This is a genomic window from Halostella salina (assembly GCF_003675855.1).
Lineage (GTDB): Archaea > Halobacteriota > Halobacteria > Halobacteriales > Natronoarchaeaceae > Halostella > Halostella salina.
On the sequence record NZ_RCIH01000001.1, the window covers coordinates 12,204 to 38,427 of the forward strand.

Consider the following 26,224-nt stretch of genomic DNA (forward strand, 5'->3'; position numbering starts at 1 on the left):
AAATACCCGAACTATCGCTGTTTGTACCAGTCGACAAACCGCTCGACGCCTTCCTCAAAGTCGATATCGGGTTCCCAGTCGAGTTCTTCGCGTGCCCGCGAAATGTCCGTTACGTATACTTTTTGGTCGCTTTCCCGCCACTCGTCAAAGGAGATGTCGGGACGGTTATCGATCTCCTCTTCGAGCAAATCGAGGAATTCGAGCAGACTCGTCGTATTTTCGGGGGAGCCACCGATGTTGTATACTGCCGATTTGCCCTCGGGGTCGGAGAGGAACGCGTCGTAGGCTCGAATCAAGTCCTTCACGTTGAGGACGTCACGGACTTGTTTCCCGTCGCCAAAAATGGTCAGCGGTTCGTCCCGGAGTGTGCTGATGGCAAAGTGCGCCACCCATCCCTGGTCTTCGTTGCCGAATTGGCGTGTCCCGTAAATGCAACTCATCCGGAACGCCGCCGCGTCCACTTCACCTCGGTCGGCGTAGTCCTGTACATAGAGGTCCGCTGCCAACTTCGAGACACCGTACGGACTGTGCTCGCAGTCGTCGATAGACAATGATTCCGGGACGCCGTCTTGATACTCGGGGTCATCGTACCAGTACCGGGTTTCCTCCTCGCGGACGGGGATCTGGTTGACGTTGTCACCGTACACTTTGTTTGTCGAGGCCAGCACAACTGCAGGGTCGCTGTCTGCCTTCCGTGCGGCTTCGAGGACGTTGAACGTTCCAAGGGCATTCACTTCGAAGTCCGTCCGCGGGTTCTGAATCGACGCCGTGACCGCGACCTGTCCCGCTGTGTGGACGATCGCGTCGTGGCCTTCTACGACTTCCTCCAGAAGCTCCACGTCTCGGACATCACCCTCTATGAGATCGACGCCCGGATACTCTTCAGCGATATATTCCCAGTTGTACGCCGCCGTGTTGCGAGTCTCGTCAGCCGTCTCGAGCGTATCGACACGGCTGAGGTTATCGAGCGCAGTGACGTTAGCACCTTGTTCGGCGTAGTACTCGACGGCGTGGCTGCCCACGAATCCGGCTCCTCCAGTAACAAGCACCCGGTCTAACGAAGACATACGCTCACAGAATTGACAACTGTATTAATTTGTTATCCTTCTCATCGCATAGAGGCCAGCGAGGGCGGCCGTGACTGCGAGGTACTAACACACAGTTACCACCCAATTCAATCGTAGATCCGTGAAATAATCTCATCTATCTAATAGGTGATTCAGCGGTGATAGCTTGGAATCTGTCGGAGACTCCGGTCTTCCCCGACACTGGTAGATACAGAGGAACTACTGCACAAATTTCCGTCGGGCCAAGTCGAATCGCTTGAACCCCTGATTGCAACAAGTGATGACGATGACACGACCTCGCTAAATATGGATATCTCTGTTGGCGACTATGACGAGTATTGGGTTGGTTTAACTCTATATCCGACAGAGGACACGGGCAGTCCTCAGGAGATGCACGTTACTATCAACAGCGCTACTGGCGGCAACTACGAGCAAAATGAGTTAACCAATACGGGGCCCAACTTCCGCCAGTCGGACAATTGGGAATTGGGTACTACGATAGTGCTGGACACCCGTACAGAGTAACCTTCCGAATCGGAAACGGCGACGGGACGGGCTCGAACTTCCCGAGTATCGCGTCATATCTCGTCCCCGACCCGAGACAGCCCGCTCCGATTAACGGCTACTATAGCCCCGACAATGACGAAGCAAATGGTATCTCTTCAATCCAGATCACGTCAACCAGCCACGCAACCGCCGAGGTGACGATCAAAGGAGTGACCAAGCCATGACGTGGGGGCTCGATGAAGAAACGGGGGTGGTCTGGGAGGACGACTCCGAATTTTCTGGTGTCGTGAGAACCATCGATGTGTCAGATGGATACTCTCTCCCCGATGACGTAAAAACAGTCATGCGGGACACGTGGGAAGAAAACGCCAATCTCGGGAATAGCCCAGTGATGGATGTGCGAGCGGGCTATATCCTCATGGATATGGCGACGGAAGACATCGAACTTGGTCCTTCCCCCGAATAGCTGTTATTCGCAATTTACCCGTTGAATGGTCCGATAATCTCCCTATGGATTTAAGCTACACTCACTTATTCATAATACTATGAATATGCGGAATGCTGTGGGTAAGTTTCGGGATAATTGGACTCGTCCTGAATGGTGGTTACACGCTTATAGCTACCTTGCCAAGGAAATCAATACGGAAGTACACCAAAATCTCCCACGTTCGTCTTGGGACATTTTTGATGAATCTTGGGACACACTCTGCTTGCTTGACGCATGTCGATACGATCTTTGGACCGATGCTGACACGAAGTGGGAAGCTGACCGCCGCCGATCCCCTGCATCAGCTACAAAAGAATTTCTTGAAGAGACGATTGCCGGCCGAGACTTATCAGACACAGTCTATGTGACGGCAAACCCCAATATAGGCGGTGGTTGTCAGATAACCCATTTCACGATGCAATTGATGTTTGGAAATTAGATTGGGATTCCAAGCACAGTACTGTGGTTCCAAGTGCTGTTGCTGATAGAACGATAGAAGCCCACGAGGAATACCCAAACAAGCGGTTACTGGTCCACTTCATGCAGCCTCACTATCCGTTCATTGGAGACAGGGGAGAGTCACTGTCTGATCATAGTGGCATCGAATTAACCCGAAGGGCTGTGGAGGGTCAATCCCCCACCCGCGATGCACCAACTGTTTGGGACCAATTACGGAATGGTGAAGTTGGAAAAAATGCGGTTTGGGGAGCTTATCGAGAAAACTTGGAGATTGCGATTGACGAAATCAATCGGGTTCATGAGTCCGTTGATGGTTGGACAGCGATTTCTTCCGATCACGGCAATTATGTCGGGGAAATGCAATACCCTCTACCAGTCAGGCGATATGGACATACACCAAATTCACGATCCCGTCCCGTAACTGAAGTTCCTTGGACGGTCCTTGGGAAAGATAGAAAACGACGGGAGATCAAAGCAAGCGAGTCATCATCCGGTGAGAGCCAAACAACGCAGGAGGTAGAGGACCGTCTCAAACAACTCGGATACCGATAGGTTTTGCATAGTGGCTTACTGATCTGTAGCAGAACTTGAGCTTCAATGTTCTGTGAAGTCAGCACCCAAAACAGCTATCATCGCTATCAATACGACAATACCGGCGCGTTGCAGTGCATGGTAGACATATGCCCAGGTAGCGGTTCGTGCTCCTGGATGTGTCACGCCCCAGTTAATGAGTGTTACACCGAATCCGAAGAGAAGGCCAGCAACAAGGAGACCAGTCATGGTCTCCCTGAATGAGGCGTCCGACTGCTTCACAAGGTAAATCGCAACGGCGGCGGCAAGCAGGGGAACTCCGATGATTTCGATTTGGCTGGAAATTGTTGCCGTCGGTTCCATCCACGTCTCCAAATATGGCTGTCGCTGGTCTGGAGCGAGGACAAACCGGGGAATGAGATAGATAATAGTTGTCGCAAGCAGACTGATAGCGATCCCGGTAGCACCGATACCAACCCCGGCTCTGATGGGTTTGGATGAATATGACATAATATATCCTCATCAGGTGAGAACAAATAATTTATCCGTATCTACCAGTGTCGGGGAACGACGGAGTCCCCGACTGGTTCCAAGTTCTCCCATTCTGAATTCCCTGTTGGATACAACGTGTACGGAGAGCGTCCGCTCGGCGTGGAACCGTTCGAAAAATCGAGAGTGTTGTCCATCGCTGTGAGCGACAGGCGTGTCGCAGTATTACTGCCGGACGACGTTCGTCGCGCGCGGGCCCTTGTCGGCCTGCTCGATATCGAACTCGACTTCCTGACCTTCCTCCAGGTCAGGACCGCCGACGTCCTCCATGTGGAAGAACACGTCTTCGTCATCGTCGAGGTCGCCGTCGTCAGTCGAAATGAAACCGTAGCCGCCCGTGTCGTTGAAGAAATCAACTGTACCGTTTGCCATTACAACAAAACGGAAGGCCGTCCGGGAGATAACCCTTCCGAGGGGCAAGGTACCACGACACCCGATACACTGAGAAGTGGTACGCCCGCAGCTCGGTTTCCCGATCCGAGTACGGCAACTCGTTGGTACCGAGCCGCCAGGTGACCCGCTCGCGCTATCTTTCCCACCTCACCGATTTTCGTTCGAAAGCGTACGATACCCCGTTCGCACGCACTCCCAGCACGGAAACTCGGTGGTGAGTTCGTCACAGTCACAGTCAGTCGGTGGCTCCGTATTCTTCGCTGTCACCGAGGATGTGTCGGCTGCATTCCGCTGTTTTCGTGGCGTGCCCCCGTCCGCAGCGACCTGCCTGTCTAACGCAGCGTCGAGTACGGGTCTTCGAATCGCGACGGCAACGCGGTGTTTGCACGCGCCGTCGTATGTGGCATTGGCAGGACACTCACAGTCACTGGGAAGTCCATCCGCCACCGTCACGAGGTACTCGTGATTCTCGGGGTTGGCGTGGCTGCCGTTTCGAACGCGAACGCCGGTATCTTCGATCGAAAATTCGAAGGCTTCGTACTGGGCGCGTTTGACGACTCGCTTCGTAACGTCCAATCTGGCTAGTGGGGCTGTCATTGTACTGTGCAGGCGAGGCGTCGCCCGCACCCCGTAGGGGGCAGAAAACATCGCGTGCTGTCGCGTCCGAAGCCAGCGAGCCAGTTTCTCAGCCGCCTTCCGACTCGGTGATTGAACCGGTATCGGAACCACTCGAACCCGTTTCCACCGATTCTTGAACCGGCACAGATGTTACCTGGTGTCGGCTCTGTCCGCGAGCGCTTATCCGATTCGGAACCGAACTTAGAGCAAACACAGGAGAAACCCCACGGCTTCAGCCGTGGGATGAGTCAGTAAGCTGCGTGTCACAAACCAAACAATCACTGCCCATCATCCACCGTGCTCACAGATACACCCGGAATCCACCACATCACAGGCATCGTCCGTCGCGCACAGGCGAACGTCGACTTCTACAGAGACGTCCTCGGGCTCCGCCTCGTCAAGCAGACGGTGAACTTCAACGAGAAGTTCACGCGGCACCTCTTCTACGGTGACGCAACTGGATCGCCGGGCACCGCCCTGACGTTCTTTCCGTATCCCGCGGAGGACGAGGGCCGTCCCGGGAAGCCACAGATCAGCACCGCTGCGGTGACGATCCCACGTGACTCGGTGCCCTACTGGCAGGATCGACTCGCCGACCACGACATCTCCGTCGATGGCCCGTTCGACCGATTCGACGAGACGGTCCTCCGGATTTCGGATCCGGACGGGACGCAACTCGAACTCGTCACTGGCGAGTCGGACGTCGAACCGTGGGTGGATGGCACGGTGCCAACCGAGCACGCGATCCGCGGTATTCACGGGGTGACGCTGCTCTCGACGAGCGTCTACGTCACTGCGAGCATGCTAGAGACGCTGGGATTCGAACTCGTCGACCAGGCGGGCGACCGGGTTCGATATCGGGCCGCGGGCGACCGTGCAACAGTCGTCGATCTGCTCGACCGGGACGCCGAGTTCGGCCGTGAGGGTGCTGGATCCATCCATCACGTCGCCGTGCGCGTCCCCGAAAAGGACCAGCTCTTCGAGTGGCACGACCTGTTTCGGGAGCGCGACTACGACGTCTCGCGAGTGAAAGACCGGCATTTCTTTCACTCGCTGTACGTCCGGGAGCCCGGCGGGATCCTGTTCGAACTCGCCACGGAGACGCCGGGGCTCGCTGCCGACGAGGACCCCGACGAACTCGGGGAGTCGCTGTTCCTGCCGCCGTGGCTCGAAGAAGACCGGGAGATGATAGAGAGCCAACTGCCGCCACTCGACCTCTCGCGTGCTGGCGAGACAGAATGAACGGGAACCCGGATTCGTCCGGCCCGAACGAGCGTCCGCATCACGGACAGCCGATCGAAACGGCCGGCGCACCGCCACAGGCCGCAGAGACAGCGGTCGTCATGCTACATGGTCGCGGCTCGACCGCCCAGAACATGCTCACGCTCATCGACGAGTTTCTCCACCACGGCGTGATGTATCTCGCCCCGCAGGCGGCACACAGCTCCTGGTATCCCTGGTCGGGGGAGGCACCGCGTGAAGACAACGAACCGTGGGTCTCCTCGGCGCTCGCCAGTATCGAACGCGCGATCACGATCGCCGCCGATGCTGACATTCCACCCGAACGGACGGTGTTTCTCGGCTTCTCACAGGGCGGCTGTCTCGCCAGCGAGTACGTCGCGCGAAATCCCCGTCGGTACGGTGGTCTCATCGTCCTATCGGGGAGCCTGCTGGGACCGGAAACGAGCGCCGAGTACGACGGCTCTCTCGATGGGACGCCCGTGTTCTTCGGCTGTAGTTCCGAGGATCCCTACATCGCCGCCGAACGCGTTCGCGAGTCCGCGGACGTGTTCGACCGGCTGGGCGGTGACGTGGAGAGCAGACTCTACGACGATCTGGGCCACGCGATCAACGACGACGAGATCCACGAGATCAACGCGATCATCGAACGACTGGGCTGAACGAGTGACGCTGCCGACGGAGGGAACTCGCCGGGTCTGCTATTTCCGCTGCAATCGCCACCAGAAGCGCGGTTCGACAGCGCTGCCGGCCTCTATCCCGGACCGTCCGGTAATTCACGTGAGATGGTATCTATGAACACTCTAATCTACAGCCGGCGCGTATCGCGACTATGCCAACCGAAGACGCCGACGAACTCCGTCGGATCCTCGAGTACGACCGCGTTGCAGTGATCGGAGCGTCGACGTCACACGAGAAGGCAGCGCACATCGTACCCGCGTATCTCCAGCGACACGGGTACGAACTCCAGCCCGTCAACCCAACCGCCGAGGAGATCTTCGGCAATCAGGCGTACGACTCGCTGGCTGATGTCCCGGAACCCATCGACGTCGTCGAGATCTTCCGGCCGAGCGAGGAGGTCCCCGAGATCGTCGAACAGGCACTAGATCGTGGGGACGTACAGGCGATCTGGATGCAACAGGGGATTCAACACGACGAGGCAGCCAGAAAGGCCGAAGCAGCCGGCCTGGACGTCGTGCAGGACCACTGTATGAAGGTCGAACACGGCCAACTGATCCGGAACCCCATGGACTGATCCGGAAGCGCAGGCAGTCTCCTCGCCCCACGAGTGTCTGGACCCACTCGAATCCCGGCGTGAAGTCGCCCCTTTCGAACTCGGATGGGCGTCTTCTCAGCGTCCATACGGGAGTCGATGGAGTACGGCGAGTTCATGAACCGGGTCTCAACGGGCGGGGATCGCCAAACTCCACGCGCAGATCCGCTACAAGGCCGTCGAGAAGGGTATCCCCGTCGAGACGGTGACAGCAGCAATGATGTGAAGGTCTCTCACAGGCTGGCAAGCTTGAAATGTTGCGCCTGCGACCAGTAAGCCGAGATGGATGCCGCACTCGACCATGTGATGTTCGCGTGCGAGGACCTGGACGCGATGCGGGACACGTTCGACCGTATCGGACTCCCGGCCACTTACGGAGGCGTTCACGACGAGGTCCCGACGGAGATGGCGATGCTCGGCTTCGATAACGGGACGTATCTCGAACTCATCGCGCCGGTCGAGTCGGACCATCCCCCGGACGACTGGCCGGACGCGATGTTCACTGCCGGCCCCTGTCGGTGGTGTCTCCGTACGGACGAGATCCACCGCGAACTCGACGGCCTGGAAGCAGCCGGTGCGACCGTCCACGGGCCGACGGACGCCGCCCGTGAACGTCCGGACGGGACTGTGGTGGAGTACGAGGAGGCCGTCTATGGTGCCGACGAATCGTTCTGGCAGTTTCCGTTTCTCGTCTCGGATATCACGCCCCGCGACCAGCGGATCGTCCAGTCCGACTGGGCTGCCGAGAGCCCGTTGAGTGGCATCACAGAAGTGGTGATCGCAGTCGCCGACCTCGACGACGCAATCGACCAGTTCCGCCGCCTCCACGGGTACCAAGCACCGAAACGATCGGAGCACGTCCCGTTAGACGCAACGATCGCATCATTCCCCGAGACGCCAGTGACGCTCGCCGAACCGCTCAGCGACGACACACGACTATCGGCTCGGCTTGAGAACTTCGAGGAGGGACCGTGCGCTGTCCTGCTCGGTGCCCGGGACTTCACTGCAGCGACTGCGACGTTCCCGACGACTCCCGCCGAAGAGTGGAACAACTCACGGATCGCATGGTTCGATGTCCCGGAACTCGAACAGCGCGTTGGTATCCTCGAACAGTAACTGTAAACGAGATATCCCTCGTTATCGGGTCTGGGAATCCTTGGCACTCGGGGCTTCGATGAGGCGGTCGAACACTTCCGTTCGGAGGAGGGTTCTCACATCGTCCGTGAGTCCCTCTATCTCTCCGGTCGTCTCGTGTTCGCTTGCTCCCATTACAGCAAGGAGGATGAACTCCGCGTACGCGTCACTGTCGATGTCCGCTCGGAAGACGCCTTGCTCGATGCCATCGTCGAGGATGCCAGCGAGGAGGGCGAAGTTCTTGCGGTCGTGGTCAGCTACTTTTCTCCGGAGCTCCTCGTTCCGGAGCGCCATCATCTGCAGTTCGAGGAATGCGACTTGCAGACTCTCCGGGTAGACCTCAGTCCCGACCGTGAAGTAGTCGAGAAATTCGTCGAGGCGCTCTCGGGGATGAACACCTTCTGTGTCCTCGATAGCGTCATGTAAGAGGCCGATGAGGAAATCCAGATAGGACTCGATCAGTTCGTCCTTGGTATCGTAGTGATAGGCGAGGAGTGAGTGGCTTTTCGATGACTCCGCGGCGATTTTCCGCATCGTCAGATCAGCGTACCCATGTGTGCAGAGTGCCTGGTGGGTCGCCCACATGATCTCCTCGTGGCTCTCTGGACGGTCTGGATCGTCTGTCATCTACACTCAGGGCCGGTCAGGGGTGGTCATGTGATAGAGGAACTCCACGTCGGCGACGAAGGGCTCCCCGGTAACCACGTCCTGGAACTCCGCCAAGAAGTCCTCCATCCCCTCTGTTTCACCCTGCGGGTCGGCCATGATATCCTGGTAGACGTCGTAGACCTCTTTGCCGTCTTCGGCTTCGATGTAGTAGAGAACGTGATCTCCATCCTCCGCTCGCTGGAGGAACGCGGATTCAGTGTACACTCCCTCTTTTTCCAACACCTCTACTGCTGCGTCGGTGTTTTTGAACTCTCCAACGGCTCGAAACACGTCTTTTGCCTGTTCTGTCTTCCCGGGCTCGATCTCCTGTTTCACGAGGATTGTCTCAGCCATACGACTGAACAGTTGGTTAGTAACAAAATAAATATTTTGCTTGTAGGTCTCGACGAGGGTGGCGCGGGCCGGGATGCGCTATCACTTCCTGTCTCTATGTAGTACTGAAGGAGCGTCTGAGTACACCTGCCGCCAATCGGAGAAGAATCACGTTGCGATGGGTAGAGAGGGCGTAAGACCCATCTCGATCTGGTTTTATTAATGACACGTATGGACGTTACTGACCCCCGAGAACAGTATGATGACCTCATTCAGGACCACATCGAAGAAGCGGTTGACGCAGAGACGTTCGCGGAACTTGGAGAGAACGAAGCGTTTAGTGCTGGGTGGGTTGTCGCAGCAGTCGTCTTGGATGCGACTGATCGAGTCCTGCTTGCCTACCATCGTGACGACGGCGCGTGGCTCGTACCTGGTGGGAGCGTTCAACCAGGAGAATCACTCCGCGAAGCCGTCATCAGGGAGGTTCATGAAGAAACTGGCGTCTCGGTCACGCCTGACCGACCCTACGCTATTGTGGAGAATATCGTTCAACACAGCGGGGATTCGCGCTCGTTCCGCTTTGTGATGTTTTCAGCACAGGCAAAATCACCTGAGATCGGAAACAAACTGGGAGAGCCCGGGGAACCGATTGCGGATGCAGATTGGTTCGACAGCCTTCCCGACGAGATCTTCAAGCGAGAACTCGCAGAACAGGTACTGGAGCGGGTTCGAGAGCGAAACTAATCCCCTGAAGTGATGGTGTTTTCGTCCCGGCAGTCAAAACGAACCCGTCGGAACAGACGACAGGTACCCATCGTGGACAATGTGACGTGCAGAGTACGTCCCTCTCAGCGTGGTCGGTAGTATACGACTTCGGTAAATTCGTCTCCAGCGTGCGTCGTGGTGGTTGTCCCCGTTTGCTCGAATCCTCGGCGCTTGTAGAAGGCCCGTGCCTGCTCGTTCTCCTTGAGGACACAGAGCGAGAGACCAGTCACATCCGGTGGTAACGTAGCAACCGCTTCGTCAAGGAGTTTCGTGCCGATGCCTTCGTTCCAATCGGCAGGTCGAACGTGAATGGCTTTCAGCTCCGCATCGGATTCTTCGACGAAGTCATCGGTAGCCTTCGGCTGCCAGATGAGTTCTGCGAAGCCAACGACTGTGCCATCACTGACGGCGACCAACATGGCTTTCTCCTCGTGGGCGATGGTCGCCTGAATGAACTCGTGGAAGCCTTCAGGAGCTTCGGCCTCCCAGTCGAGGGCCGGCGGCGGGAGTATTCCACCAAATGCTTCCCCTCGACTCTGACGCATCACCGCATAAACCTGGGTTGCATCGGAAGGGGTAGCACGTCGTATGGTACTATCCAGTGGCACAAAGTGCGGGTCAGTCGCTGCTCACAAAGAGTTACTGGGATGATCAATCCGAGTACAGACGAAGCAGTCTATAGACCGTGCTATTGATGGAGAGTGTTGCCATGTCTGCTTCTCAGTATGGTGCTCCGCGTTGCCAGCACGTCTACTCGAGGAGGGGAACGGCTTCATCCCACAGTTCCTGAAACTGGCGTTCGAATTCGTCAACGATGTCGCTGTCGGTTACCGCAACAACACCGATACGGTCTGTGCCCATCTGTGGATGAGGAATATCGATAGTCGTTACTGTCTGGTCGATTACGTCAAAAGAAACTGGAATCTCAGGAAGGACTTTGATTCGCACCTCTGCTGCTTGTTCCTCTGGTACTTCAAAGAGCGTCTCGGGATTCGTTTCAAGAACCTGCTCGCTGACCAGTATCGAGACGGAAATATCCGGCTGCGCGCCAGCAAAAAACGCATCAACCTCCTGTTTGAGGGATTCCCACGAAGCAGACTCGTAGGGCGGCCCAACTGTGGCACGAACTGACTCTGTTGCGGTCCGTATATGCTCTTCAAGCGCCGTTTGCATCTCCTGACTTCCGAGTGTTCCCAGCCAGATGCTCCCCTCAGATGGCAATGCTGGGAGGAGATTCGAACGAACAGAGCCAGCTACGTCACGATATCGGGCCAATTCCTGTTGTAGTTCAGCAATGCGCTCGGCGAGGAGCCTGTCAACGACGGTATCGGGTTGTTCTGCGACATATCGGGTGGGGTCAGTCGTCTGTGTTCGGATGAGTTGACGAGCGTTGAGGCTGTTGAGGACATCATAGATTCGGCCTTTAGGGACGCCACTGGCATCGGACAGGTCAGTTGCCGTCGCTGCACCAGTCACCAGGAGCGTCCGGTAGACCTGCTCTTCGTAGCTTGAGAGTCCAAGTTCACCGAGGTTGGTCATTGTCGACCGCTACTGAGTTCCAACAGTTAGAATGTACGTGAAATCGCCCCGCGAAACTGCCGCTACGTGTCCGTTCTCCCTGGCGTGTTGAAATCGGCGGGTGAGAAATGGACCGCAAGTGGCAGTTAGTTTCAGAATCATCATATCCGGTATCGAAGTAGTGGCACCTATGAATCCGTACGTGTTGCTCGGAGGTGCAATCGTGTCCGAACTCGTCGGAACGACCGCGCTCAAACTTTCAGACGGGTTTTCAAACCCGATTCCGAGCCTCGGTGTAGTCATCGGATACGGCGTCGCGTTCTATCTGGTCTCATTGACCCTGGAAGAACTCCCAATCGGTGTTGTGTATGGTACGTGGGCTGCTCTCGGCATCGTCGGCGTTGCAGCTATCGGTGTCGTTGTATTCGACGAACCCCTCGACCTAGCTGGTGCTCTCGGTATCCTTCTCATCATTGCCGGCGTGTACTGTGTGAATATCCTCTCTAAGGTATCAGCACATTAGATGGACCCGGTAAAGGGTACTGGTTAGCTGGCTACGCTTCCCACCATCGACCCCGCTCGGGGAAATGCACGGTGCTCCACCCAGTCAAGGCTACGGAGACGCGCCCGTGATACCAGTTCTTCGCAGCCCCGTGAATTCGAACGCGCTCACCGTCTTCGATCCACGGAGCATCTGATGCTTTCCAGCTAGTGAACTTCGTTTTCCCACTGTCGTCTTCGATGAGGCCGACTTGAGAAATGGCTGGACTCGACGGCTCCCACAGCACCGTCACGCGACCTTCGATGCTCACCTCCTTGCGGTCGATGTTTTCGAGTTTCCCGATGGGAACCACCTGTCCGGGTGCTTGCGCTAACTCCTCGTACACCCCGACGACCGCGCTCATGAGCCCCGTCCCGCCCGCAACCCGCTCGGCCAGCCGCCGACTGATCGCCGCCCGTGACCATCCGTCCAGTCGCCCATCTAACCGCATCGCCTGCTCGTTCACCGCCCCGAGTTCTTCTTGTGACAGTTCCTCTCTGGGGTCCGGCCGCTCCGGGTCTAACCACGGGTCCACGCTCCCTGCTCGCCGTTCGAACGACTCACGCCACCCTGCGCTCTCACGTCCCATCGCCTGCCTGCTCTGCACCTCTCTGTCCGACTCCTGATCCCTGTCGGCCCGCGTTCTCGTCCGCTCGACCTCCCACTCACGCGCTTCCAGCCGTTCCTGTGCTTCCAACGTCTGTCCGAACAGCCGCCCCTCGACCGCCCGTTCGTCCGCGTAGTCGACTTTCGCCTGGATGTCCTGCTCGACGCTCGCTCGCAGTTCCAGCCGCACCTCGGTGTCCGCACCGTCTCCAACGCCCGCTTCGTGTTCACTCGCCTGTGCCTGATCCGCACGTTCATTACCGCGTAGATTCGTACTTGACATTGGAATCTCACTGATTCCGAAGGCGCTCACCGCGCCGACGACCGCGACCCTAATCGCGGTTGTTCGACACGACCCCGACAGACACGTCTTCAGCTCCAACGGCGTGCGCGCCGCTCGCGCCTTCGCGAGCGCCCCTGGGCGCGAGCGGCGCGCTCCCGGGACAGACCCAACCAGCACCGCGAGCCGGGTGCCCGCCGCGAGCGGCCAGCACACAAGCCGGTTTCCGGTCGAGTCCCGTGGCGTTCTGCGCCACGGTCAGTTCGAGCGCAGCGAGAACGGACGAGACCGACAGCGCGCTTGGTGCTGGCGTCGAAGCCACACGCCCGGACCGTGGCCGAGCGACGCGAGGCCGCGAAAGCCCGGACTGGTCGGTCGCGAGCGTCCCGAGTCACGGCGGTCGTGACTCGGCTGCGAACGGCGACTCGTCGCCGTGAGCAGTCGGCGGGCACAGGAGGCGCGCGGGGCGGGCGAAATACAGAAGCAAACTGTTCACCGAGCACTCGCAGTCGACATTCTCGGTGTCCAGTGAGGGGTCTTCCGACGCTGGCAATGATATTCCCCCGCCACTGGAAAGCGGGGCAGTCGAATTTCTCGGGAAACTATTCCTTGAGACAAGAACTATATCCTTAGAGCTACAATGTCGAGTATGTCCGGGACAGACGCCGCCGGTGGGCCACCCCCCTTCGAGGACGCGTTCGACAGTGACGACGTTGAACAGCGCATCTACGGCACCATCCTCCAGACCCGTGAGCCGACGACTGCGAGTGCGATCGCCGATGCCGTCGACTGTGATCCAAAGACAGCCCGGAAGTACCTCGGGTGGTTCACAGAGTTGGGCATCGTGTCCCGGCATGACGGCCATCCGGCCACCTACGAACGGAATGACGCGTATTTCGAGTGGCGACGCATCAATCAACTCGCAGCCGACCACTCCGTCGAGGCACTCCAGGAACGTGTTCGTGAGCTGACGACGCGCATCGCCGGGTATGAAGACAGGTACGACGCTGCGTCACCGGCCGCCGTCGATGCCGTTGTCGTCGCGGAGGCCAGCGACGAACGAACTATCGACGACGTGTACAGCGACCTCGCCGACTGGGTGACCGCTCGTGAGGAGCGTGAGCGCTACGAACGGGCTCGCCAGCAGCGCACAGGTGGCGAACGCGAACAGGCCTCCGGGTAGTCCGCTCGATGGTACCGCCGTCAGGCGATGGTGGGAGCCCTGCCCCCATCGATCGCCCCATCCTCAAGTTTCTCCAGACGCGGCTCCAAGCGACGAGGCAGGTCTCCCGAGCGACCGTCACGGACGCCAGTGGTCATCTGGAACTTCAAATCGTCTTTGGCCCGTCGTACTACCCGGCGACCGTCGACGAGGCACAGTTGACGGTTCGCTGGTACACGAACGACGACTTCAAACTCCATTATCGAGAGCAGCATGAGGACCACGCTTGGGAGTGCCGATGGGACTGTCACCCGAATCCGCACAATACGCGGGAGCATTTCCACCCCCCGCCTACTGCCCCGACACCCGGGGAAGATACATCGTGGCCAGACGACCACCGTGATGTCGTTGCGCTCGTCCTCGACGAGCTTGAAGAACGGATCGCAGCCCTCTGGGACGAGTCGGAGGTCCGTTGAGTTTCTGGGACTATCGAATACAGGATATACTCATTCAGATCTGGCCACTAGTTCTGGATCGAGGCGTTGGTAAATACCGTCGAAATCGTCGTCGAAGCTCGCGATTCGGTCAATGGAACGCAACTGGCAATGAGCAACGGACACAGCATCGGTGAAACTCAGTGACTGGTCGGCGTAGGTTTCGAACACATCGAGTGCAGCGTCGAAGACGTCGGGTTCGACGAACTCAAACTGGAACACGTCCGGAAAGCCATTCCTTCCGAGGATCCGATCACCAACTGTGCGTGCCGCCTCAAACTCACCAGTTCGTTTTCGGGTGAGTGTGGTGACTTCGTCGAAGACGTAATCGTTCGTGTAGGGCTGGCCGAATTCCCCAGCAAGTAGCCGCTCGAAAAACCCATGTGCTTCGTCATGTCGGGCCGCGTCCGCATCGTGGTGTGCATACAACACCCCTGTATCGATGAAAACACTCATTCGTAGAGGATATCGTCGATATCCGATTCGTCAGTTTCTTTTCCTGACTCGACTGTCCCCTCGTGAAACGTCGCTTTCGCTGCTTCCGAAACCGGCACGCGTTCCTCGCGAAACGACTCGATCAAGTCCGTCTTCGAGGCGACTGCTTCGTTGACGAGTCGTTCAAGTAATTCCTGCTGGGTGACTTTGGTCCCCGTCTTTACCCGGATCTCCGCCTGTAATCGTTCAAGACGGGATTTCGTTTCTTCGTCCATCTTCACGGAGGTCGCCATGTTCTACGGTAGTACGTTCTACCAAGTAACGTTTTCTACCAGCACCTGTTCCGCCGACCGTGGACGAGCTCAGGACTAGTTCTTTGTTGACTCCTTCAGGATCGTTGCCTGTCCCTTCTGAGACACTCGTACGACTTTTGGATCCCGGATACTACTAGCCATTCGTAGTAAGATCTAACCCTCTCTGTATTACTAAAGCTATCACAATCAAAAATCACCAGTCGTCGCCGATGCGCTCCCGAGCGGATTCGTATTCCCCATTCGTCTCCCAGTACTCGCCCGTTTCGACGTGTTCGACGACGTAGCGTGCTCGGCAGGCACCACACCGCCGTTTCTGGGGTTCGGTCACGGCTTTTGATGCTTGATGCCGATCAGCACTCCACGAACACGCTGGATCCGTACACCGAAGCACCACCCTCGCATCGCTGAACGTCCGGCAGTGTCTCGGTACGTCGAGTTCGGCTGCTTTCGTCCGGAATCGGTCGCCGTGACTCGACTCGCCGTAGTGCTGGAACTCCCAGGCATGGACGAGTTCGTGCCGTATCACGTCGGTGAACTCTGCCCAGCCGTATTTCTCGTAGGCCGCCCACGTGAGTCGGATCGTCACCGTCTCTGTCTGCCGGTCGTACAGACACACGCCCGCCCGGCGCTTGGCGCGTTCGGAGAGTTCCCACTGAATCGAGTCAGTGTCGACCTCGATATCTACCGTCTTCGCATACGTCCGGACTCGGTCGAGGAACCGTTCTCGGGTCGCAGGTGCTGTCTCGTCAGCCTGCATCTCTGAGTCCACAGTATCGGTCGTGTCCGGGTCCATCCGAAATCGGTCACTCGTCAGTGTCGTCTGCGTTGTCCCTGTTAGATCTATCGGTCGCCCCGTCGAGGGTCGCGTCATTCGTCCGTCCGCCCCGGGTCCGTGAGTTCCGCCGCCCGGCGTGCAAGTTGCTCCAGGACGGCCAGGCGATTCTCGGTGGCATTCTCGTATGCGACACACGCCCGCAGCGTGGCCATATCGTTGATCGTTTCGATCCCTGCTCTACAAAGCCGCGGGTTCGATGCCAGTCGCTTCGCGGGTGAGAGTGTCTCGTCCGGCTCCGCCTTGCTCGATGTAGTCGGCATGTCTGTTGTGCCTCGCCACGTGAGGCACAGATAGAATTGGCACGCGAGTTTCGAGGCACACTCTGAGATTGTGAGTACAAACCCACGGCGCTGGTTCCAGAGATGCCCAACCGGCGTTGCTTGGGGCTACCTCTTACCTCTGTTGGCCAATCGCTAGTGTCTTTTCTCGATGGTTTCGACTGTCTCCTTTGGTAGCTCGGAGAATAGGAACCGTCGGAACGCATAAGTCATTACCGCAGTAATGATTATCTAAAGAATGACCTTCTACGATAGAACCGACGAACTAGCAGCACTCGAAACAGCATTCGAGTCACACAGCAACGAGTTTTACGTGGTCTATGGACGGCGGCGGGTTGGCAAGACCGAACTACTCAAGGAATTCTGTGCAGACCGCCCGCATATCTACTTTCTCGCGGCACAGGAGGCGGAATCCCGCCAGCGAGCAAAGTTCGTCGAACAGATCGCCGATCACTTCAATGATCGCGTTCCGCGTATCGACGGCTGGGACGATGCCTTTGCGTACCTCGGTGAAAAGATCGCGGGCGAGCGGCTCATAATTACCATTGACGAGTTCCCCTACTTAGTCGACGAAAACGATTCGCTACCATCATACGTCCAGTCGTTCGTCGACGAACGTCTGTCAGACACTGAATCGATGCTCGTCCTCTGCGGGTCAAGCATCAGTACGATGGAATCAGAGGTCCTCGGCCATGAGAGCCCTCTGTATGGCCGTCGCACTGGACAAATCGATCTGCAACCGTTTTCGTTCACCCAGTCTCGTAATGTCATCGAGTACGACCTTGTAGATGCGATCCGGTCGTACGCGGTAACGGGGGGGTCCCCGATGTATCTCACACTCTTCGAATATTCCCAGGATCTTGCAAGCAACATCCAGGCGAAGATACTCTCGCCGACGGCTGTCCTCTACAACGAGCCTGAGTTCCTGTTGCGTACCGAGTTACGGAGCCCCGCTCGATACATGAGTATTCTCGAAGCGATCGCGACGGGCCACACGACCCCGAACGAGATCGCTGGTGCAACTGGGATCGATTCGGGCCCGTTGTCGAAGTACCTCCAGACGCTTCGTCGACTGAGGCTCATCGAGCGAACGGTGCCGGTGACTGCATCCGCCAAGCAATCGAAGCGCTCGCGGTACGGTGTCGCCGACGAATTCCTGCGCTTTTGGTTTCGCTTCGTCGAACCGAACCGATCCAGCATCGAAGAAGCACCAAATATCGTGTACGACGGCACGATCGAGCCGAACCTGCCAGACCACGTCGCAGTGACGTTTGAGGATGTCTGCCGCGAAGCTGTGTGGGAAGCGATTAGACGTGGCGACCTCGGTCCCTATTCCGAGGTCGGCCACTGGTGGTACGGAGAAGACGAGATCGATATCGTTGGTCTCTCGCCAAATGACGAACGGGTACTGCTCGCGGAATGCAAGTGGACGACAGACCCCGTTGGCCACGGACTTGCCGAGTCGCTTCGGGAGAAAGCTGAACGTGTGCAATGGGGGCCTGCAACACGAGACGAGGAGTTCGCCCTGTTTTCGAAAAGTGGGTTCGTTGACGGTCTCGCTGCGGACCTCGGCGATGACTGGTCATTGTTCGGTCCAGAAGAGCTTGACCAGCTGCTTTCATCCACTGGAAGCATCGGGGCTTAACCCCGAGGCAATTCGTGTTAAAATAATGGATAACCTCCGTTTGCGTGGGCCACTTCGACGCATGCTCAAATATATTTGACCGATCCGAAGATATATTGAGAGTACTCACCTACAGATAGATATGACCGAGTTCGATCCGGCCCCACCGTCCGACGATACCGAGCGACGGTGGCAGACGGGAACAGACACGTTTGGACGCGTCTATGACGTTGTCCTCGGAATCACGTCTCCGACTGCGTACACCGAGATCGCCGAGCTTGCGGACTGTTCGCCAAACAGCGCGAAAAAGCACCTCGACCGCCTGGCGGAGATGGGGATCGCCCGGGCCGATAGAGACACCCGTCCGGCGACGTACGAACGAAACGAAGGGTATCTCGAATGGCAGGACGCCAGTCGAATCGCAACGGAGCTCTCCACCGAATCGATCATCGACCGCGTCGAGGCGCTTGAAGCACAGCGGACCGAATACGAAGCGGAGTTCGGGACGACAGATCCGACGGCTGTCAACGTGTTCGAGCACGGCGATCACGAAACCATCCACGAGCGGATGACCGCAGTCAGCGAGTGGCAGGGCGTGATTCGAGATATCAGGCTGTACGAACTTGCCCGCCAGCTCTCCCAGAACGACGGCCATCTGATACCGGTATAGATGAGTCCGCCACCGGAAGATAACGCCGCACATTCGACAGGTCCACCGGATCGACAGACGTTGCGCCTGTTAGAGCGACACCTATCGTCGGATTCGCTCATCGCTGAGGCTGCTTTTGACCCGGATTCCTATGAACCTCGATTGCTTCAAGGATTGCTTGCGGCTGAGCGATACCCGGACTCGGTGACAGCGGCCCGACTCGATATCCGATGGTTCACAACGGGCGATTTCTCGGTCCACTATGTCGAAGAACACGAGGACGGGGTACGTTGGGAGTGTCGCTGGGACCGACACCCGAACACGCACAACACTCGGTTGCACTTCAATGAGCCACCATCTGCTACCGAAATCACCGACCTCGAACTCCCGTCACTTCACCCACTCGAAGTCTATGCAACTGTGCTCACGGCGGTTGAGGAGCGTATCGAGACACTGTGGTCTTAATCCAGCTGTCGGTGCTGCACCAGATTCTCTCGGAGGCAGTAACCGTCGCAGGTTGACGCATTGACCTCCTCCCACCCCTGAAGGGGTGGGATTCCCGGGCGTTGGGATATTAGGGTTTGCAGTCTCCCTGTTCTCTCGGTGTGAACCATCCGCTCTCGCGGTCGAACAGGAAGACTCCGGGCTGGGCCAACCAGCCGTTACTCATATCCTCGGTTGGGGGACTCTGAGTTATCTTTCGTCGGATGTTCACCGCACCGTTCACGTCCGCATTCATCGTCGTCTCGCACGACGAACAGACGTACAACCCACGCTCCACGCGGTTACTCTCTCGAATCTGCCCGCAACGCGAACACGTCTTCGAGGTGTTCTCCTCGTCTACACGGTCAACAAGGATGCCGTATTTTTCGGCCTTGTATTCAAGCAATCGAGTGAATCGATCGAACTCCCACCCGTGCAACTTCTTGTTCCCCGACCGGCCCCAGTTCCGCGAATCACCGTGCTCGTCTTCGCGGATGTCGCTGAGGTCGCCAACCGCGATCTTCTCCACACTTTCTTCGACACACCGTTGTACGATGTGTTTCGAGAGAGTGTGGAGGAAATGGTCTTTGCGCCGGGAGAGTTTTCGACGAGCCTTCCGCGCACGGTTCGACGGGCCGTTCTCGCCTTCAGTCTGGTACTCCTCACGAGTGAAGTAGTGCTTGTCCTCTTTCAGTACGTTCCCCGGATACAACTCCGAGGGGCCGTCCTCGTAGTCGATGGCGAGGTAGTTGCTGATCCCGAGGTCAATGCCCGCCGTCGTGTCGCCGGGCGCATCCTCGACTGGAATTTCTTTCTTGCAGACGAGGTGGAGTTCCCACTCGTCGCCGTTCCGGACGGCACGCACCTGTTGGATGTTCTCCACCTGCACGTCCGGCCGAGTTTCGTATTCCGCGAGGATGAAGTCCGACCGCCCGTCTTTCAGGTTCCACCCTTTCGAGAGGCGGACACGGTTGTGTTTGGCGTCGTGTCTGATGCCTTTCTGCTTCCACGTCACGGTGGAGCGCGGGTGTCGGTCGCCACGTTTCCGGTAGCCCGGTGGGTTGTTGCCGTCGTCGGAGTTGTACCAGCCGGTGAACGCCTCAGCAAGCTCTTCGAGAACTCGCTGACTTGACTGCGAATGCAGGTCACTGTAGCGTTCGTGGTCTTTCAACTCCGACTTCAGTTCGGCTTCATCGGGTATCTCGCCGTCGTCATCCCACCGCTGTTGGATGTAGTAGCGTCCGACGTTCCACAGCTTGGATGCCGAGAACCCGCACTGGTCGAGGTCGTCACGAACCTGCTGGTGGTTCGTGATACGTGCGACGTAGGTGCGGGTCGTCTCCAGCATCGTACTGCTTCCATAACTAGTTATGAATAAGAGAATATTAAAGACTATGTTTGACGTGGAATATCCGGGCGACTGTTTGAGTGTGGTAAATCACCCAGTTGTCGGCTTCATCCCACGGCTAAAGCCGTGGGTTTTCGCCTCGCACTTTCGATAACACTGTAGAGCGACACATCACCGTTCGGGAGATTTATGCGATACTCCGCGAAGGGAGATGTACTCGCCGCCGTCCGCCGCGTCGGTAGGTGACCCACGTTGCAATGTCAAAACGGAACTCACCACCCAACTCACCCGAGCAGTATCGAGACGTTCTCCGCGACCCTGACCGAGTCCCATCGTCCGACCCGTCTGAAGTGACCGACGACGATTCCACAGACGTGTCCGACCAGCCACCAGCCACGGACGAGGCGACGCCGACCGACGCAGAGACTGTGGACGACACGGACCAGTACATCCGGGTGATTCCGACGGACGCTGCCGTCTCCCCAAGCACGGTCGTCACACACCTGAAGCGACTGCACGCGCTCGCGACGAACGAGACCGACGCCGGCGGCCTTCGTCGGTTCTTCGGCGCTGTTGACCCGGAGACGATAGAATGTCTGCTCGTTGCAGACGGCGCTGCGGACTCGCCGGTCTCGTATTACTTCGGGATCTCTGATCCTGCTCGGCTTGACGCGCTCGAAGGGATCCTCGCTGGGCTCTTTCCGGACACGTACGAACTGCGCCGTGACAACCGCATCGCTACCGCGATTCCTGGCCTTTTGGGCTTCTCTGATGCCGAGGACACCGCAAATCCCGACCCCAGCCCCGCCACTGCGGACGGAAAACACGACGGGACGATCGAGCCGCCCGAACGGACACAAACGGCAGTCGAATTCCAGGCTTCGCTCGAACGGCGGGCGGACTGGCAGACGCAGTTAACGTCGTTCGAGACGGTGGGCGAGACCGAGGAGGGGCGGATTCCGCTCGCGAGCGTCGTCGAGACCATGGCCAGCCATTCGGGGACGATGGTGTATCAGACGCTCCTCCGGCCGAAGTCGGACTGGACCCCCGCGGCCGAACAGCGCCGCGAGGCACTCCGGACGTTCCGTGACACCTACCGTGATCAGTTGAGTTCTGCCGTGTTCGGGTCGCCGGACCTTGACGACGAGGACGTTCGTCTCTCCGATACTGACGAAGCCCGGCGCGAGGAGATCGCTGCCCGGGAGACGGCCCATTGCTTCGAACTCACCGCTCGCGCGGTTGCAGTCTCTCAGGGTGCTACTTCCCAGTCACTCGATGCCAGTGCCCTTGAAACGGTGCTGTCGCCGGTCAGCGGGCAGCACCACAGGATTCGATCCCGTGTCTCAACCGACGAGAATGCACGCGCCGTCGCCGAAGCGATCCGGATGCGGACGGTTTCCCCGCACTCGGGGTCACTTCGGTCACGCCTGCCCGGCATGCGAACTCGGACCGACGCGATCGTCACCGACCCGAGCGAGGTCGGCAACTTCGCGCTTCTCGATGGCAGCAAGCTGACCACGGACGCGAGACGTGCCCTCGCTGGCCCCCCGACCGAACGCACGGCCATCCCGCGGCCGCCGGGCAGTGAACTCACGCCTTATCGGACGGAGGGGATGACGCTCGGCGTCCCGCTCTCGGAGAACGGGACTGCGAGTGCCTCGCCCGTTTCGTTGCCCCCGGAACTGCAGGCGTTACATCTCGCGTGGTTCGGCAAAACAGGGTCGGGAAAGAGCATCGCGCTGGTGAACGCCATACTCGACAATCACGCCGCCTCAGACGGGGCGACAATTCTGGTCGACCGGAAGGGAGACGGCATGCCCGAGACGTACATGCGAGCTCACAAGCGCCGCTACGGCTCGCTCGACGACGTGTATTACTTCGACTGTACGAAGCTCCTGCCCGCGATCTCGTTTTTCGACGTTCGGGATCAGCTGGCGGCGGGCATCAGCCGGACGACGGCGGTCGCCGACGTGGTCGACCACCACATCGAGGTCTTACAGGCGCTCATGGGTCGCGAACAGTTCGAGCGGGCGGTCCGCTCGCCCGACATCATCCGCTATCTCGTGAAGGCGCTGTTCGACCCGGTCCACGGCTCGGACGCGTACACGTACGACGACCTGCTGGCTGCCACGGACCGGATGCGAACCACGCGTGACCCGCCGACGGTGAGCGACCCGAACCTCGACGCGATGCTGGCTGGCGTCACCACGGGTGACCAGCGCTCCTACGACGCGGTCATGAAAGGTGTCTCGAACCGCATCGAGAAGGTCCCCGTCGACGACCGCCTGGCACAGCTGTTCAATCACGTCCCTCGCGGTGACGATCCCAGCTTCGACCTCCGGCGGCTGCTCGATGCGGACGTCGTCATCGTCTTCGACACCGGCGGACTCCGAACCGAGAGCCAGCGGGCGATCACGCTTGTGTTGCTCTCACAGCTCTTTACGGCGCTCAAGCGGCGGGACACGGAGGCACGCGGACACGACTTCGAACGGGTAGCGGATCTGGAAGGGAGGGACACCGATACGGACGGCGACGCGGATCTCTCACTCGTGAACCTCGTCGTCGAGGAAGCCGCGGGCGTCGCCACGACCGGCCTGATGGCCGACCTGCTGGCACAGTCCCGGAGCTTCGGCCTCTCGGTGACGCTTGCGATGCAGTTCCCCGGGCAGCTCCGAGAGCGCGACCCGCAGGCGTACGCCGAACTGCTGAACAACGTCTCGACGGTCGTCACGGGCAACGTCGCCGTCGACCGCGACCTGGCCGAACGGCTGGCGACTGCGGACATCGACGCCGCGGAGATGGGCACACGACTGCGAGCGGTCAGACGCGGCCAGTGGCTCGTGAGCCTGCCCGCGGCCTTCGGCGAACCCGAACCCCGGCCGTTTCTGGTGGAGTCGGTTCCGCTCCCGCCCGGTCATCCGGAGGGTGCGGATCCCTACTCGTCGGCAGACGAGCGAGCGTTCGAGGCGGCGCTCACCGTCGTCGAGAGCCGGACGAAACTTGAGTGTGGTATCGACGTTACCGGCCCGACTCGCAACGTGGCGACTGGGTCGGGGACTGAGTCCACCACAGCGACGGCTGGCGACCAGTCCACGGCGCGTGCTCCCGCCGACAGTCGGGTTGACGGTGCCGATACCGAGCCGCCGGTCGCCGCTCCGAGCAACTCGACGCTGCCGTACACGAAACGCTTCCCCGGCTGTCTCGAATACGACCGGGCGGCCCACGCCATCTGCTGTGGGGCCTGTGAACGGCGATACGACGCGACACTGGAGGGGCTCGTCTGGGCGGTCGAATGCTGTCACTCCCTGGATACCGTCGACCGTGACGACATCCCGATCCTCACCTCGAACGTGACGCTCACGCCCGGCGAACGAACCGACCGCGGCCTCACCGGCCGCAAACCGTACTTCTTGCAGGCGGTCTATGCTGCCCAACACGGCCAGTACGACGCCGATCTGGAGTACGACCTCGTCGCCGACAGCATGGTGCGACTGCAGGAGTACGTCGGCATCGACGACGAGGCAGTCCAGGAACTCATCGACGACGGCCTGCTCTCACAGGACGGCAACTACCCCCACCGGCTGTACACGGTCACGCCTGAGGGCAGAGACGCGATGGGCATCAGCCACCGTGAGGGGATCGCGTACGGCGACGGCAAGGGCGACCTGAGCGAGTCGAGCCTGCACGTCCTGATGGTCGAAGTCGGCCGGCGCTACATCGAGCAGGCGTTCGCCGAGGACGAGCACTCGGACGTGGTTGAGGCCGTCTCGTACTACGAGGTCGGCGAACACCGCCTCGACGCCGCGGGCATCGACGAGCACGGCAACGTGATCGTCACGCTCGAAGCCGAACGCATGAACAACGACCGGGCTCGGGCGGTCCCCGACGACTACGACAAGATGGCCACGCTGGCACCCGAGGAAGCCATCTGGATCGTCAGGAACCGCGACGCCGCCCACGATATCCTCGAGGCACTGAACGACCCGCTCGATGGCCCGCCACGCGTCGAGAAGACGTACTCCAGGAACAGCCCGCCACAGCGATTTACCATCGACACGCACGGATTGACCGATATTCACACGGTACAGTACGTCCGGGACTCGTTGCTGTCCAAGTAGAACTACTATCGCAATCTACAGGTGGTACGAGGCGAGTGCCTCGGGGCTTGACCCCGAGGGTGAAGCCGACAGTGGCCGACCAGCCGCCGGGTTGTCTCTCCCGGCCCACAGGCTCACGGTATCGAAACGTTTACTTCGAGCGGATCAGAATAAGTGTGTATGGATCAGACAGAGATGGAATGTTATCCGACTGTCCGTGACCGGGGACAGGTCACGATTCCCGAAGATGTGCGCGAACCGCTCGGTATCGAACCGGGCGACCGAATCAAACTCACTGTCGAACGACTGGACTAACTCGCATGGACGTAACGCTTCGCTGTCGTGCATATCCCGACGAGGAAACTGCCAGCGAAGCGTGGCGTCACATCGAAATCCCTCGGCAGATGCGGAACCACGCCATCCGCGACTACTACTCACACGACTATGGAAACCGGCCAACCGCCTACGACCAGCACCGCAAACTCACCGACTGGAAACAGCGGTGGCCGCTCTTTTCGGAAGTCTCGGCACACGCCGCTCAACAGACCGTTTCGGAGATTCACAAGAACGTCGAGACGCAGAAGGGGCGGCGGGAAAACGGCCACAAGACAGGGCAGTTGAAGTGGCAGGGAAGCGGCGAACGTCGGTCAGTCGCGTATCAGTCCGAAGGCTTCGACGTGAATCACACCACGGGCCAAGACGGATACGCAACACTCCGACTCTCGAAAATCGGGTACATCCCGATTCGAGCGCACCGAGAGCTTCCCGCGACAGAGAACATCAAGCGCGTCGTGTTGAAGAAGGAGCGAACCGGCGACTGGTTCGTTTGTCTCGTCACGGAACGCCCGGACGAGAACCTTCCGAAAAAGCCCGACCCCAGTACGCTCAACCCTGCCGACTGCGTGGGTGTAGACCTCGGGATTCTCTCGTACATCCACACCAGCGACGATACGGCGGTGGATATGCTCGACCTGTCCGACGAGTACGACCGCTACGGGCGCGAACAACGGAAACTCGACCGGAAAGAACACGGGTCGAACAACTGGGAGAAACAACGACAGACCGTCACCAGGGCGAAGCGGCAAGTCAAACGGAAAGTGCTGGACTATCAGCACAAACTTACGACGTGGCTGGTCCGAGAGTACGATTTGGTGGCCGTCGAGGATTTGGACGTAAAGCCGATGCTGGAAACCAGCCAGAACGCCAAGAACAAGCAGGACGCCGCATGGTCACGGTTTCTGGATCTCTTGGAGTACAAAGCCGACCTGCATGGGACTCACGTCGTTCGAGTCGAACCAGCCGGGACAACCAAGGAGTGTTCGGAGTGCGGTGTGGAAACGTCGAAACCACTCTGGATTCGAGAACATTCCTGTCCGGCGTGCGGTCACACCGAGGACAGGGACCTAAACGCGGCGAAGAACATCCTTTCTCGCGGTCGCTCACAGATAGGGGCGGGACGCTCCGAATCAACGCCTGTGCAGACTGCGCTCCCTACGGGAACCCGCTCGGTTCCTGCAAAGCGCGTCGTGGAAGCAGGAAGCCCCGAGGCTTGACCTC

At 58.9% G+C, this 26,224-nt stretch carries 28 protein-coding genes and 1 pseudogene; 16 read left to right on the top strand and 13 right to left on the bottom strand.

What is annotated here, in order from left to right:
- Positions 1-11: 11 nt before the first annotated feature.
- Positions 12-1,067 (bottom strand): NAD-dependent epimerase/dehydratase family protein, encoded by a 1,056-nt coding sequence (locus tag D8896_RS00090; RefSeq protein WP_121820044.1) that lies wholly within the window; start codon positions 1,065-1,067, stop codon positions 12-14.
- Positions 1,068-1,794: 727 nt separating this feature from the next.
- On the opposite strand from D8896_RS00090, the gene D8896_RS00095 reads away from it, so the two are divergent.
- Entirely contained in the window at positions 1,795-2,040 is a 246-nt protein-coding gene (locus tag D8896_RS00095; protein WP_121820045.1) for a hypothetical protein, read from the top strand.
- A 1,074-nt stretch (positions 2,041-3,114) separates the two neighbouring features.
- Here D8896_RS00095 and D8896_RS19040 read toward each other — a convergent pair.
- The 3 genes from D8896_RS19040 to D8896_RS00110 form a co-directional block, all read right to left on the bottom strand.
- Positions 3,115-3,561, bottom strand: coding sequence for a hypothetical protein (locus D8896_RS19040; protein WP_162991367.1), 447 nt, complete (start codon positions 3,559-3,561; stop codon positions 3,115-3,117).
- A 204-nt stretch (positions 3,562-3,765) separates the two neighbouring features.
- The gene (locus tag D8896_RS00105; protein ID WP_121820047.1) at positions 3,766-3,972 is read right to left on the bottom strand and encodes a cold-shock protein; all 207 of its coding nucleotides are present in this window, start codon (positions 3,970-3,972) and stop codon (positions 3,766-3,768) included.
- Between the two features lie 168 nt (positions 3,973-4,140).
- Positions 4,141-4,641 (bottom strand): SWIM zinc finger family protein, encoded by a 501-nt coding sequence (locus tag D8896_RS00110; RefSeq protein WP_310732959.1) that lies wholly within the window; start codon positions 4,639-4,641, stop codon positions 4,141-4,143.
- A gap of 267 nt (positions 4,642-4,908) precedes the next feature.
- Between D8896_RS00110 and D8896_RS00115 the strand changes: the two genes are divergently transcribed.
- From D8896_RS00115 to D8896_RS00135, 5 genes and pseudogenes are all read left to right on the top strand, one after another.
- Positions 4,909-5,853: a ring-cleaving dioxygenase gene (locus tag D8896_RS00115; RefSeq protein WP_121820049.1), complete on the top strand. Its 945-nt coding sequence runs from the start codon at positions 4,909-4,911 to the stop codon at positions 5,851-5,853.
- Complete coding sequence (locus D8896_RS00120) at positions 5,850-6,512, top strand: alpha/beta hydrolase (protein ID WP_121820050.1); 663 nt, start codon at positions 5,850-5,852, stop codon at positions 6,510-6,512. The genes D8896_RS00115 and D8896_RS00120 overlap by 4 nt, the downstream gene beginning before the upstream one ends.
- A 170-nt stretch (positions 6,513-6,682) precedes the next feature.
- Entirely contained in the window at positions 6,683-7,105 is a 423-nt protein-coding gene (locus tag D8896_RS00125) for a CoA-binding protein (RefSeq protein WP_121820051.1), read from the top strand.
- Between the two features lie 105 nt (positions 7,106-7,210).
- Positions 7,211-7,331 (top strand): annotated as a pseudogene (locus tag D8896_RS20100) (RNA-guided endonuclease TnpB family protein); the annotation flags it as partial.
- Positions 7,332-7,405: 74 nt separating this feature from the next.
- Positions 7,406-8,239: a VOC family protein gene (locus D8896_RS00135; protein ID WP_121820052.1), complete on the top strand. Its 834-nt coding sequence runs from the start codon at positions 7,406-7,408 to the stop codon at positions 8,237-8,239.
- 21 nt (positions 8,240-8,260) lie between these two features.
- Here the strand turns inward: D8896_RS00135 and D8896_RS00140 are convergent, their stop codons facing one another.
- Positions 8,261-8,884: a TetR/AcrR family transcriptional regulator gene (locus D8896_RS00140; protein ID WP_121820053.1), complete on the bottom strand. Its 624-nt coding sequence runs from the start codon at positions 8,882-8,884 to the stop codon at positions 8,261-8,263.
- Positions 8,885-8,890: 6 nt separating this feature from the next.
- On the bottom strand, positions 8,891-9,259 hold the full coding sequence (locus D8896_RS00145; RefSeq protein WP_121820054.1) for a DUF6176 family protein: 369 nt from the start codon (positions 9,257-9,259) through the stop codon (positions 8,891-8,893).
- Positions 9,260-9,469: 210 nt separating this feature from the next.
- On the opposite strand from D8896_RS00145, the gene D8896_RS00150 reads away from it, so the two are divergent.
- Complete coding sequence (locus D8896_RS00150; RefSeq protein WP_162991368.1) at positions 9,470-9,982, top strand: NUDIX hydrolase; 513 nt, start codon at positions 9,470-9,472, stop codon at positions 9,980-9,982.
- Between the two features lie 104 nt (positions 9,983-10,086).
- Here D8896_RS00150 and D8896_RS00155 read toward each other — a convergent pair whose 3' ends face one another.
- Positions 10,087-10,611, bottom strand: a complete 525-nt coding sequence (locus D8896_RS00155; protein WP_121820056.1) for a GNAT family N-acetyltransferase — start codon at positions 10,609-10,611, stop codon at positions 10,087-10,089.
- A 142-nt stretch (positions 10,612-10,753) separates the two neighbouring features.
- Positions 10,754-11,542 (bottom strand): TrmB family transcriptional regulator, encoded by a 789-nt coding sequence (locus D8896_RS00160; protein WP_121820057.1) that lies wholly within the window; start codon positions 11,540-11,542, stop codon positions 10,754-10,756.
- A gap of 169 nt (positions 11,543-11,711) precedes the next feature.
- On the opposite strand from D8896_RS00160, the gene D8896_RS00165 reads away from it, so the two are divergent.
- Positions 11,712-12,044 (top strand): SMR family transporter, encoded by a 333-nt coding sequence (locus D8896_RS00165; protein ID WP_121820665.1) that lies wholly within the window; start codon positions 11,712-11,714, stop codon positions 12,042-12,044.
- Positions 12,045-12,075: 31 nt separating this feature from the next.
- Here the strand turns inward: D8896_RS00165 and D8896_RS00170 are convergent, their stop codons facing one another.
- Entirely contained in the window at positions 12,076-12,951 is an 876-nt protein-coding gene (locus tag D8896_RS00170; protein ID WP_121820666.1) for a DNA-binding protein, read from the bottom strand.
- Positions 12,952-13,597: 646 nt separating this feature from the next.
- Here D8896_RS00170 and D8896_RS00175 point away from each other — a divergent pair.
- Both D8896_RS00175 and D8896_RS00180 read left to right on the top strand, forming a co-directional pair.
- Positions 13,598-14,131, top strand: coding sequence for a DUF7342 family protein (locus tag D8896_RS00175; protein WP_121820058.1), 534 nt, complete (start codon positions 13,598-13,600; stop codon positions 14,129-14,131).
- Between the two features lie 8 nt (positions 14,132-14,139).
- A complete protein-coding gene (locus D8896_RS00180) occupies positions 14,140-14,586 on the top strand; it encodes a hypothetical protein (RefSeq protein WP_121820059.1) in 447 nt (148 codons plus the stop codon).
- 30 nt (positions 14,587-14,616) lie between these two features.
- Here D8896_RS00180 and D8896_RS00185 read toward each other — a convergent pair whose 3' ends face one another.
- From D8896_RS00185 to D8896_RS00195, 3 genes are all read right to left on the bottom strand, one after another.
- Positions 14,617-15,060 (bottom strand): type II toxin-antitoxin system VapC family toxin, encoded by a 444-nt coding sequence (locus tag D8896_RS00185; protein ID WP_121820060.1) that lies wholly within the window; start codon positions 15,058-15,060, stop codon positions 14,617-14,619.
- The gene (locus tag D8896_RS00190) at positions 15,057-15,332 is read right to left on the bottom strand and encodes a hypothetical protein (protein ID WP_121820061.1); all 276 of its coding nucleotides are present in this window, start codon (positions 15,330-15,332) and stop codon (positions 15,057-15,059) included. The genes D8896_RS00185 and D8896_RS00190 overlap by 4 nt, the downstream gene beginning before the upstream one ends.
- A 214-nt stretch (positions 15,333-15,546) precedes the next feature.
- Positions 15,547-16,146 (bottom strand): SprT-like domain-containing protein, encoded by a 600-nt coding sequence (locus D8896_RS00195; protein ID WP_240451977.1) that lies wholly within the window; start codon positions 16,144-16,146, stop codon positions 15,547-15,549.
- A gap of 558 nt (positions 16,147-16,704) precedes the next feature.
- Between D8896_RS00195 and D8896_RS00205 the strand changes: the two genes are divergently transcribed.
- From D8896_RS00205 to D8896_RS20105, 3 genes are all read left to right on the top strand, one after another.
- A complete protein-coding gene (locus tag D8896_RS00205) occupies positions 16,705-18,111 on the top strand; it encodes an ATP-binding protein (RefSeq protein ID WP_121820063.1) in 1,407 nt (468 codons plus the stop codon).
- Between the two features lie 121 nt (positions 18,112-18,232).
- On the top strand, positions 18,233-18,760 hold the full coding sequence (locus tag D8896_RS00210) for a DUF7342 family protein (protein WP_121820064.1): 528 nt from the start codon (positions 18,233-18,235) through the stop codon (positions 18,758-18,760).
- A complete protein-coding gene (locus D8896_RS20105) occupies positions 18,761-19,204 on the top strand; it encodes a hypothetical protein (protein ID WP_121820065.1) in 444 nt (147 codons plus the stop codon). It begins immediately after the preceding gene.
- A 109-nt stretch (positions 19,205-19,313) separates the two neighbouring features.
- Here the strand turns inward: D8896_RS20105 and D8896_RS00220 are convergent, their stop codons facing one another.
- Positions 19,314-20,570, bottom strand: a complete 1,257-nt coding sequence (locus D8896_RS00220) for an RNA-guided endonuclease InsQ/TnpB family protein (protein ID WP_121820066.1) — start codon at positions 20,568-20,570, stop codon at positions 19,314-19,316.
- Positions 20,571-20,920: 350 nt separating this feature from the next.
- Here D8896_RS00220 and D8896_RS00225 point away from each other — a divergent pair, with 350 nt between their 5' ends.
- The 3 genes from D8896_RS00225 to D8896_RS00235 all read left to right on the top strand — a co-directional run bounded on the left by D8896_RS00225 (position 20,921) and on the right by D8896_RS00235 (position 26,220).
- A complete protein-coding gene (locus tag D8896_RS00225) occupies positions 20,921-24,688 on the top strand; it encodes an ATP-binding protein (RefSeq protein WP_205596730.1) in 3,768 nt (1,255 codons plus the stop codon).
- Positions 24,689-24,862: 174 nt separating this feature from the next.
- Positions 24,863-24,982 (top strand): AbrB/MazE/SpoVT family DNA-binding domain-containing protein, encoded by a 120-nt coding sequence (locus D8896_RS00230; RefSeq protein WP_231512863.1) that lies wholly within the window; start codon positions 24,863-24,865, stop codon positions 24,980-24,982.
- Positions 24,983-24,987: 5 nt separating this feature from the next.
- Positions 24,988-26,220 (top strand): RNA-guided endonuclease InsQ/TnpB family protein, encoded by a 1,233-nt coding sequence (locus D8896_RS00235; protein WP_121820067.1) that lies wholly within the window; start codon positions 24,988-24,990, stop codon positions 26,218-26,220.
- The last annotated feature ends 4 nt before the right edge of the window (positions 26,221-26,224 follow it).

Excerpts from the sequence above, each read along its gene's own strand:
- D8896_RS00235 (WP_121820067.1), top strand. The coding sequence starts at position 24,988 with ATGGACGTAACGCTTCGCTGTCGTGCATATCCCGACGAGGAAACTGCC.
- D8896_RS00170 (WP_121820666.1), bottom strand. The coding sequence starts at position 12,951 with ATGTCAAGTACGAATCTACGCGGTAATGAACGTGCGGATCAGGCACAG.
- D8896_RS00090 (WP_121820044.1), bottom strand. The coding sequence starts at position 1,067 with ATGTCTTCGTTAGACCGGGTGCTTGTTACTGGAGGAGCCGGATTCGTG.
- D8896_RS00135 (WP_121820052.1), top strand. The coding sequence starts at position 7,406 with ATGGATGCCGCACTCGACCATGTGATGTTCGCGTGCGAGGACCTGGAC.
- D8896_RS00125 (WP_121820051.1), top strand. The coding sequence starts at position 6,683 with ATGCCAACCGAAGACGCCGACGAACTCCGTCGGATCCTCGAGTACGAC.
- D8896_RS00145 (WP_121820054.1), bottom strand. The coding sequence starts at position 9,259 with ATGGCTGAGACAATCCTCGTGAAACAGGAGATCGAGCCCGGGAAGACA.
- D8896_RS00120 (WP_121820050.1), top strand. The coding sequence starts at position 5,850 with ATGAACGGGAACCCGGATTCGTCCGGCCCGAACGAGCGTCCGCATCAC.
- D8896_RS00160 (WP_121820057.1), bottom strand. The coding sequence starts at position 11,542 with ATGACCAACCTCGGTGAACTTGGACTCTCAAGCTACGAAGAGCAGGTC.
- D8896_RS00175 (WP_121820058.1), top strand. The coding sequence starts at position 13,598 with ATGTCCGGGACAGACGCCGCCGGTGGGCCACCCCCCTTCGAGGACGCG.
- D8896_RS00180 (WP_121820059.1), top strand. The coding sequence starts at position 14,140 with ATGGTACCGCCGTCAGGCGATGGTGGGAGCCCTGCCCCCATCGATCGC.
- D8896_RS00150 (WP_162991368.1), top strand. The coding sequence starts at position 9,470 with ATGGACGTTACTGACCCCCGAGAACAGTATGATGACCTCATTCAGGAC.
- D8896_RS00195 (WP_240451977.1), bottom strand. The coding sequence starts at position 16,146 with ATGGACCCGGACACGACCGATACTGTGGACTCAGAGATGCAGGCTGAC.
- D8896_RS00210 (WP_121820064.1), top strand. The coding sequence starts at position 18,233 with ATGACCGAGTTCGATCCGGCCCCACCGTCCGACGATACCGAGCGACGG.
- D8896_RS00220 (WP_121820066.1), bottom strand. The coding sequence starts at position 20,570 with ATGCTGGAGACGACCCGCACCTACGTCGCACGTATCACGAACCACCAG.
- D8896_RS00190 (WP_121820061.1), bottom strand. The coding sequence starts at position 15,332 with ATGGCGACCTCCGTGAAGATGGACGAAGAAACGAAATCCCGTCTTGAA.
- D8896_RS00185 (WP_121820060.1), bottom strand. The coding sequence starts at position 15,060 with ATGAGTGTTTTCATCGATACAGGGGTGTTGTATGCACACCACGATGCG.
- D8896_RS00110 (WP_310732959.1), bottom strand. The coding sequence starts at position 4,641 with ATGTTTTCTGCCCCCTACGGGGTGCGGGCGACGCCTCGCCTGCACAGT.
- D8896_RS00140 (WP_121820053.1), bottom strand. The coding sequence starts at position 8,884 with ATGACAGACGATCCAGACCGTCCAGAGAGCCACGAGGAGATCATGTGG.
- D8896_RS00105 (WP_121820047.1), bottom strand. The coding sequence starts at position 3,972 with ATGGCAAACGGTACAGTTGATTTCTTCAACGACACGGGCGGCTACGGT.
- D8896_RS00205 (WP_121820063.1), top strand. The coding sequence starts at position 16,705 with ATGACCTTCTACGATAGAACCGACGAACTAGCAGCACTCGAAACAGCA.
- D8896_RS00095 (WP_121820045.1), top strand. The coding sequence starts at position 1,795 with ATGACGTGGGGGCTCGATGAAGAAACGGGGGTGGTCTGGGAGGACGAC.
- D8896_RS19040 (WP_162991367.1), bottom strand. The coding sequence starts at position 3,561 with ATGTCATATTCATCCAAACCCATCAGAGCCGGGGTTGGTATCGGTGCT.
- D8896_RS00230 (WP_231512863.1), top strand. The coding sequence starts at position 24,863 with ATGGAATGTTATCCGACTGTCCGTGACCGGGGACAGGTCACGATTCCC.
- D8896_RS20105 (WP_121820065.1), top strand. The coding sequence starts at position 18,761 with ATGAGTCCGCCACCGGAAGATAACGCCGCACATTCGACAGGTCCACCG.
- D8896_RS00165 (WP_121820665.1), top strand. The coding sequence starts at position 11,712 with ATGAATCCGTACGTGTTGCTCGGAGGTGCAATCGTGTCCGAACTCGTC.